The following is an 8,375-nucleotide window of genomic DNA, read 5'->3' on the forward strand; positions in this document are numbered from 1 at the left end:
TCCCCCCAACTCGACGCCACGGCGCTCTACCCGCCCCTGCTCGGGCCCGAATTCCGGCTGCACTGGGGTTTCGTGGTGGCCGTCCTGGCAACGGTCTTCGTGTGGTGGCTCCTCAACCGTTCCACCGTCGGATTCGAACTCCGGGCAGTGGGAGCCAACCCCAGCGCCGCGCGCACCGCCGGCATCAGTGTCAGCAAAGGCTATATCCTCGCGATGGCCATCGCCGGAGCCCTCGCAGGGCTCGCCGGAGTGGCCCAGGTCTCAGGAACCGAGAAGGTCCTCACCTCCGGTGTCGCTGCGAGCTTCGGCTTCGACGCGATCACCGTCGCCCTCCTCGGACGGTCGAGCCCCTGGGGCACCTTCGCGGCCGGTCTGCTGTTCGGCGCCTTCCGCGCCGGCGGCGTCACCATGCAGGCATCGACGGGAACCAGCATCGACATCGTGCTCGTGGTGCAGTCCCTGATCGTCCTCTTCATCGCGGCCCCGCCGCTGGTCCGGTCCTTGTTCAGGCTCCCGGTTCCCGGAGCCTTTGCCGCTCCGAAACGCAGCAAGGACCGCACCAGCGCTGCTACTGGAGGCACAGCATGAGTACATCGGCAACAGCGGCGCCCGTTCGCGAGGGTGCCGCCCCCGGAGCGGTCCGCAACTGGAAGAACCCCATCCTCCTGTCGGTGCTCGCACTGCTGGCGCTGCTCGGGTTCGCCCTCGGGGCGCCCGCCAATGACGTCACGTTCCGCCTGTCCGATCCGGGCGACGCTCTGGTGCTGCCCGATCTGGTCCTTTCGGCACCCGTGATCGGCTGGTTCACGGCCCTGGGGATGCTTGCACTCGCGGTCTTCGCCGTCGTGAGGACACGCCGCGGGGAACCCGTACCGCGGTGGCTCCTTGCCGCGTTCGCCGTCCTCTTCCTGCTCGGTTTCCTCACCTGGGTGGTCGGCAGCGCGCGGACACCCAACGTGGCGCTGTACGGCCTGCTGGCCGGGTCCGTCACCCTGGCGGTGCCGCTGATCTTCGGCTCCCTCTCGGGTGTCCTTTGCGAGCGGTCCGGTGTGGTGAACATCGCCATCGAGGGGCAGTTGCTGTTCGGCGCCTTCGCTGCGGCAGTCGCTGCGTCGCTCTCGGGCAGTGCGATCGTGGGACTGATCGCCGCAGCAGTGGCGGGCGTGATGGTCTCGCTCGTGCTGGCCGTCTTCAGCATCCGCTACCTCGTGAACCAGGTGATCGTGGGAGTGGTCCTCAACGTCCTGGTATCCGGGCTCACCGGTTTCCTGTTCTCCGCGGTGCTCAGTGAGGACTCCGAGACGTGGAACAGCCCGCCCCAGCTTCCCGTTCTCAGCATCCCCGGCCTCTCGGAAATCCCCATCCTCGGGGCGATCCTGTTCGAGCAGACCATCGTGGGCTACCTCATGTACGTGGCGGTGGCCGCCGTCTACGTGGCGCTCTACCACTCGCGGTGGGGCCTGCGCACCCGTGCGGTGGGAGAACATCCCAAGGCGGCCGACACCCTCGGCGTCAATGTGAACCGCCTCCGCTTCACCAACGTGCTGCTCGCCGGTGTGGTCGCCGGCGTCGGCGGCTCCTTCTTCACGCTCGTGCTGGTCTCCGGCTTCGGACGCGACATGACGGCGGGGCAGGGCTACATCGCCCTCGCGGCGCTGATCTTCGGGCGCTGGAATCCGATCGGCGCGTTCTTCGCCGCGCTCCTCTTCGGATTCGCCACGAACCTCACCAACGTGCTGAGCCTGCTGGGCACCCCCGTGCCGGACCAGTTCCTCCGCATGCTTCCCTATGTGGTCACCATCTTCGCCGTCGCCGGCCTCGTCGGCCGCTCGCGCGCTCCGGGAGCCAGCGGCATCCCCTACACCAAGGGCTAGGACAGAACCATCAGGACAGGATAATGACGGAAACCGAAATCCCCTGGGCGGATCTCACTGCAGCCGCCACCGCCGCAATGGAGAAGGCCTACGTGCCGTACTCCAACTACCCGGTCGGCGCTGCCGCGCTGATCGACGACGGCCGCATCATCTCGGGCTGCAACGTCGAGAACGCCTCCTACGGACTCACGCTCTGCGCCGAATGTGCACTGGTCAGCAGCCTCGCGATGACCGGGGGCGGCCGGATCGAGGCGTTCAGCTGCGTGGACGGTGCGGGCAACACGCTCATGCCCTGCGGACGCTGCCGCCAGCTGCTCTACGAGTTCCGGGCGCCCGGGATGGTCCTGCTGACCGTTCGCGGCATCCGGACCATCGACGAGGTGCTGCCGGACGCCTTCGGCCCGCAGCACCTCGCCTGAAGACCAAACCCTCCCTCTCGAATAGGTGACTTCCATGACTGAAGCATTCGACGCCGTCGATATCATCCGCATCAAACGGGATCGGGGCGTCCTCAGCCCCGAACAGATCGACTGGACCATCGATGCCTACACGCGCGGTGCCATCGCCGAAGAGCAGATGGCGGCCCTGAACATGGCGATCCTGCTCAACGGCATGGACCGGGCCGAGATCTCCCGCTGGACGGCGGCCATGATCGCCTCGGGGGAGCGGCTGGACTTCTCGGCGCTCGGCAGGCCCACGAGCGACAAGCACTCCACCGGCGGCGTGGGGGACAAGACCACCCTGCCGCTCGCCCCGCTGGTAGCGGTGTTCGGCGTCGCAGTGCCCCAGCTCTCCGGCCGTGGGCTCGGCCACACCGGCGGCACGCTGGACAAGCTGGAATCCATCCCGGGCTGGCGTGCACACCTCAGCAATGACGAGATGATGCGCCAGCTCGCCGACGTGGGCGCGGTGATCTGCGCCGCCGGAACCGGGCTGGCGCCCGCAGACAAGAAGCTGTACGCACTGCGCGACGTCACCGGGACCGTCGAGTCGATCCCCCTGATCGCGTCCTCCATCATGAGCAAGAAGATCGCCGAGGGAACCGGTTCGCTGGTCCTCGACGTCAAGGTGGGCAGTGGTGCCTTCATGAAGGATGTGGAGCAGGCACGGGAGCTGGCACGCACCATGGTGGCGCTCGGCAAGGACGCCGGAGTGAACACGGTCGCCCTGCTGACCGACATGGGAACGCCGCTCGGCCTCACCGCGGGCAACGCCATCGAGGTCGAGGAATCGGTCGAGGTGCTCGCAGGCGGTGGACCGTCCGACGTCGTCGAACTCACCGTCCGCCTCGCGGAGGAGATGCTCGCCTGCGCCGGCGTCACCGACGCCGACCCCGCGGCGGCGCTGAAGGACGGTAGGGCGATGGATGTCTGGAACCGCATGATCGAGGCGCAGGGCGGCGACCCCCGCGCCGTGCTGCCCGTCGCCCGCGAATCCGAGGTGATCCTCGCCCCGGCCGACGGTGTGCTGGTGGAGCTCGACGCCCTCGCCGTCGGAGTTGCCGCATGGCGCCTCGGAGCCGGCCGTGCCCGTAAGGAGGACGCTGTGCAGGCGGGCGCAGGAGTCCGGATGCATGCCAAACCCGGAGCAGTGGTGCGGGCAGGCGAGCCCTTGATGACCCTGCTCACTGATACTCCCGGGAAGTTCGAGCGGGCCCGGGAAGCCTTGGCCGACGCCGTCACGATTGCCCCCGAGGGGTCGCGTCCGGCGCACCAGCTCATTCTCGACCGCATCTCGTAGTAGGGGTTTGCTGCCGGGTTCCGGGAACCTGTCAGGGCTTTACCTGATGCGGGCGGGTGCTCTACGGCCGGAGAATTGGTGGAACCCGCTTCCCATTCGGTGAACGGGCGCCGAACCAACCCGAAGGAGCCCGGCGCGTGGACGTTTGGAACGCTGTCACCACCGGCCTCAGTGATCTGGTGGTCGCCGCAGCGGAGCAGCCCTGGGTCTACCTCCTGGTCTTCGTGTGCTGCACGGTGGACGGCTTCTTTCCACCCTTCCCGAGCGAGTCGGTGGTGGTGGGCCTCGCCTCCCTGATCATCGCCCAGGGCGTGCCCAACCCCTGGATCCTCATCGCAGTGGCCGCCGGAGGGGCGTTCGCGGGCGACAACATCGCCTACGCGATCGGCAGGGGCATCGGGACGCGCCGTTTCCGATGGATGCGCAGCACACGTATGCAGCGGTCCTTCGAGTGGGCAGGCTACGAAATGGAGAAACGCGCGGCGTCGTTGCTCCTGGTGGCGCGCTTCGTGCCCATCGGCCGGGTGGCGGTCAACCTGACGGCGGGCGCCACCGGGTACTCCCGGAAGCGGTTCGTCGCGCTCACGGCCCTTGCCGGTGTCGTCTGGGCAGCGTATTCGGTGGGCATCGGCGCGCTTGCCGGTGCCTGGTTCGAGAACAACCACCTCCTCGGCGTGGTGGTCGCCGTGACGGTGGCTGTCGTCCTCGGGCTGCTGGTCGACCGGGTGATCACGCTGTTCCGGGGCTCCGGACCCGCAGCTGCGAGGCCTGCGGGATCCGGTGCAGCCGCAGCCGAAGCCCTGGCCGCGGGAACTCCGCCCGTACCCGTGGAGTCGGGCCTCGCGTAGTCTTGGATCCGTGACTTCAACGCAACCGAATCCTGTGTCCGACACCGCCATCGACATCGCCACGCTTCCCAAGATCTCCCTCCATGACCACCTTGACGGCGGCCTTCGCCCGGCCACGATCCTCGAGCTGGCAGCGGAGATCGGGCATACCCTGCCGGCACAGGATGCCGAGGCGCTCGGTGCCTGGTTCCGTGAGTCGGCGGACTCAGGATCGCTTGAGCGCTACCTTGAGACGTTCGACCACACCATCGCGGTGATGCAGACCCGCGAGGCATTGATCCGTGTGGCTCGGGAGTTCGTCGAGGACCTCGCTGCCGACGGCGTGGTGTACGGGGAAGTCCGCTGGGCACCCGAGCAGCATGTCGCCGGAGGGCTGGGCCTGGACGAAGCCGTCGAAGCAGTGCAGGAAGGGCTTGAGGCAGGTGCCGCGGCGTCGATCGCCGCCGGCCGGGTCATCCAGGTGGGCCAACTGATCACCGCGATGCGGCACGCGGACCGCAGTCTGGAAATCGCCGAACTGGCCGTCCGCCACCGCGGCAGGGGCGCCGTAGGATTCGACATCGCCGGGGCGGAGATAGGCTTCCCGGCCGCACGCTTCGCCGAGGCCTTCACCTACCTCGCGAGTCACCAGTTCCCCGCCACTGTCCATGCCGGTGAAGCAGCAGGAATCGAGAGCATCGTCGATGCGCTGGTGCACGGCCGCGCCCTGCGCCTCGGCCACGGCGTCCGGATCGCCGAGGACATCGAGATCGACTACAGCGATTCCGGCAGTTCCGATTCCGGCAGCGATGCCGGCGCCGCCGATGTCGGTATCGCCAATCTGGGTAGCGTGGCCTCCTGGGTTCGGGACCGCGGCATCCCCCTTGAACTGTGCCCGTCATCGAACCTCCAGACGGGGGCGGTCGAGGCATTCGGTGACGACATCGAGAGCCACCCGTTCGATCTGCTGTACCAGCTCGGCTTCAAGGTCACGGTCAACACCGACAACCGGCTCATGAGCGGTGTCACCCTCACCGGTGAATTCGAGCTGCTGGTCGAGACGTTCGGCTACGACCTCGGGGACCTCCTCGAGTTGACGCTCAACGCCGTCGACGCCACGTTCCTGCCGCTCGAGGACCGCGAGGCGTTAGCCGAGCACGTGGCGTCGAGCTTCGATCGGGCCGCAGGCCAGACGTCGTAGGGCCGATCCGGATGAAGCAGCCGGTCGGCGAGCAGGCGGACCAGCCGGACGGCGAGCCCGTCGACCAATCCGTCGAACCGCCGGACGGCGAGTTGGCGGACCGTGCAGGTCCGTTCCCGCAGCCGGGCCCGGCGCTCGACCGTCTCCTCACGGTGGTCGGCCAGTTGCGGCAGTACTGCCCCTGGACCGCCGCGCTCACCCCGACGAGCCTTCGGCAGTACCTCGTGGAGGAGTGCTACGAGCTCCTCGACGCGGTGGAGCAGGTGGAGGCTGAACAGGCAGGGCCGCAGGTGCCCCCCGCGTCCGGCAAGCAGGCTTCGCTCCTCGATGAGCTGCGCGGCGAGCTCGGCGACGTCCTCTTCCAGGTGGTCCTCCACGCTGAGGTGCAGCACGAACGCGGTGCCTTCGGCCTCGGGTCAGTGGTGGAGGGGCTCACCGCCAAGCTGGTGCGGCGCAACCCGCACGTGTTCTGTGCCGACGGCTCCATGCAGGAGCACTTCCCTGCGTCCATCGAGGACATCATGGCGACCTGGCAGGCAGTGAAGTCGACCGAAAAGCCGGACCGTGAGCCTTTCGAGGGCATCCCGGGCTCTCTTCCGGCCCTCGCCTTCGCCACGAAGAGCCTTTCGCGGGCAGCGGCCGTGGGAGTCTCCCCGGCCCTCGGAGCCGCCGTCGACCCGGATGTCCGGACCGCGGAGGAGCTCGGAGACAGGCTGTTCGCGCTCGCGGCAGCCGCCGTCGGGCAGGGAATCGATCCCGAGCTCGCGCTGCGCCAGGCTGTCCGCCGTTTCCAGGCCAGCGCCACCGGTGCTACCTGAACTCACCGCTTGCGGATGCGGTGCGCTCCGGCACCGCCGGCGTGGGATAGTGCCCCGGTCTTGCGGCTGGAATCGGCTGATGACCGGCGTGTTGCTTGACGACACCCGGTGCGGCCTCCAGAAGCTGGGCAGGAAGCTACTGGATCAGCCTCAAGAGTAGGGCGACGGCCTTTCGGCGCAGAGACTCCTGATAACCGGTGTGTTGCCTGCGGACACGCGGTTCGGCCCCTCGAACGCGTGAGAAGTGGCACTGTCCGGCTTCGAAAACCGGTGGGCCGCTCGAACAGGCGAGATGTGGCGCGCTCCGGACTGGAGGTCCTGCTGGATAGTGCCGTGAGGTCCGCACAGCGGCGGCGTGAACTAGGCTTGCAGTGAGATCCTCCTCCAGACACTCCAACGAACAGGAGCACTTCCATGGCAATTATCGACGCCATCCATGCAAGGGAAATCCTCGATTCCCGCGGCAACCCCACGGTCGAGGTCGAGGTACTCCTCGACGACGACACCTTCGGCCGCGCAGCAGTCCCCTCCGGTGCGTCCACCGGAGCCTTCGAAGCGAACGAACGCCGCGACGGGGAGAAGGACCGCTACCTCGGCAAGGGCGTCCTCCAGGCCGTGGAAGCCGTCATCGAGCAGATCCAGCCGGCACTGCTCGGGTTCGACGCCGCCGACCAGCGCGCCATCGACCAGGCCATGATCGACCTCGACGGAACCGAGAACAAGTCGAACCTCGGCGCCAACGCGATGCTGGGCGTTTCCCTTGCCATCGCCCGCGCGGCTGCTGAATCCTCCGCCCTTCCGCTGTACCGCTACCTCGGCGGACCGAACGCGCACGTCCTGCCCGTGCCGCTCATGAACATCCTGAACGGCGGATCCCACGCGGATTCCGACGTCGACATCCAGGAGTTCATGATCGTTCCGCTGGGTGCGCAGTCCTACTCGGAAGGCCTGCGCTGGGGTGTCGAGGTCTACCACGAGTTGAAGGCGGTGCTGAAGGAGAAGGGCCTGGCAACCGGGCTCGGCGACGAGGGCGGCTTCGCGCCGAACCTGCCCTCCAACCGCGACGCGCTGGACCTCATCACCACTGCCGTCGAACGCGCGGGCTACACGCCCGGCACGGATATCGCTTTCGCGCTCGACGTCGCCGCCTCCGAGTTCTACAGCGACGGCGTCTACACTTTCGAGGGCAAGTCGCTCAGCACCACGGAGATGAGTGCCTACTTCGAGGAACTCGTCCGTGATTACCCGCTGGTGTCCATCGAGGACCCGCTGGACGAGGACGACTGGGAGGGCTGGAAGGCGCTCACCGAGGCCATCGGATCCAAGGTCCAGATCGTCGGCGACGACCTCTTCGTCACCAACCCGACGCGCCTCGAGCGGGGCATCCAGAACCAGACGGCCAACTCGCTGCTGGTCAAGGTGAACCAGATCGGCACCCTCACCGAGACACTCGACGCCATCACCATGGCCCAGCGCGCCGGATACACCACCATCACCTCGCACCGGTCCGGGGAAACCGAGGACACCACTATTGCCGACATCTGCGTGGCCACCAACGCCGGCCAGATCAAGACCGGCGCCCCGGCCCGCTCGGAGCGCGTGGCGAAGTACAATCAGCTGCTGCGCATCGAGGAGGAGCTCGACGACGCCGGACGGTACGCCGGCCGCAGTGCCTTCCCGCGTTTCACGGCGTAGTTGATCGGCAGTTGATCCGGAGGGCGGCTACCCTCGTAGGACGGGGTTCGACAGTCCTCCGCAGCGACCATCCGAGGAGTAACATGACCGCCCGCCGCCCCAAGGTGCCGCGCGCTGTCCGTCCCTCGCCACCGGCGGGGGAGCGGACGGGTGGGGAGCCGCCCAACGGGCATACCGCGAACTCCGCCGTGCCCGGTCACCCGACCGCCGGTTCACGGGT

The 8,375-nt window shown here is 67.9% G+C and carries 8 protein-coding genes; all 8 read left to right on the top strand.

From position 1 onward, the window contains the following. A partial coding sequence (locus Y705_RS18365) for an ABC transporter permease (protein WP_162149057.1) occupies positions 1 to 588 on the top strand: 588 nt, incomplete at its 5' end. Further along, positions 585 to 1,874, top strand: coding sequence for an ABC transporter permease (locus Y705_RS0108005; protein WP_026532483.1), 1,290 nt, complete (start codon positions 585 to 587; stop codon positions 1,872 to 1,874). The genes Y705_RS18365 and Y705_RS0108005, both read left to right, overlap by 4 nt. Before the next feature lie 20 nt (positions 1,875 to 1,894). After that, positions 1,895 to 2,293 (top strand): cytidine deaminase, encoded by a 399-nt coding sequence (locus Y705_RS0108010; protein WP_444826172.1) that lies wholly within the window; start codon positions 1,895 to 1,897, stop codon positions 2,291 to 2,293. Between the two features lie 34 nt (positions 2,294 to 2,327). Then, complete coding sequence (locus tag Y705_RS0108015) at positions 2,328 to 3,614, top strand: thymidine phosphorylase (RefSeq protein WP_026532485.1); 1,287 nt, start codon at positions 2,328 to 2,330, stop codon at positions 3,612 to 3,614. Between the two features lie 137 nt (positions 3,615 to 3,751). Then, entirely contained in the window at positions 3,752 to 4,462 is a 711-nt protein-coding gene (locus Y705_RS18370; protein WP_081737900.1) for a DedA family protein, read from the top strand. A 10-nt stretch (positions 4,463 to 4,472) separates the two neighbouring features. Continuing rightward, a complete protein-coding gene (locus tag Y705_RS0108025; RefSeq protein ID WP_049822459.1) occupies positions 4,473 to 5,642 on the top strand; it encodes an adenosine deaminase in 1,170 nt (389 codons plus the stop codon). Between the two features lie 11 nt (positions 5,643 to 5,653). Then, positions 5,654 to 6,460 (top strand): MazG nucleotide pyrophosphohydrolase domain-containing protein, encoded by an 807-nt coding sequence (locus Y705_RS0108030; protein WP_081737901.1) that lies wholly within the window; start codon positions 5,654 to 5,656, stop codon positions 6,458 to 6,460. Between the two features lie 414 nt (positions 6,461 to 6,874). Next, complete coding sequence (gene eno, locus Y705_RS0108040) at positions 6,875 to 8,155, top strand: phosphopyruvate hydratase (protein WP_026532488.1); 1,281 nt, start codon at positions 6,875 to 6,877, stop codon at positions 8,153 to 8,155. Positions 8,156 to 8,375: the final 220 nt, after the last annotated feature.

The sequence above is a fragment of the Arthrobacter sp. H41 genome, assembly GCF_000520535.1.
Classification (GTDB): Bacteria; Actinomycetota; Actinomycetes; order Actinomycetales; family Micrococcaceae; genus Arthrobacter_D.

What these genes read in the sequence shown, in the direction of transcription:
- eno (WP_026532488.1), top strand. Translation starts at nt 6,875, where the DNA reads ATGGCAATTATCGACGCCATCCATGCAAGGGAAATCCTCGATTCCCGC.
- Y705_RS0108030 (WP_081737901.1), top strand. Translation starts at nt 5,654, where the DNA reads ATGAAGCAGCCGGTCGGCGAGCAGGCGGACCAGCCGGACGGCGAGCCC.
- Y705_RS0108015 (WP_026532485.1), top strand. Translation starts at nt 2,328, where the DNA reads ATGACTGAAGCATTCGACGCCGTCGATATCATCCGCATCAAACGGGAT.
- Y705_RS0108005 (WP_026532483.1), top strand. Translation starts at nt 585, where the DNA reads ATGAGTACATCGGCAACAGCGGCGCCCGTTCGCGAGGGTGCCGCCCCC.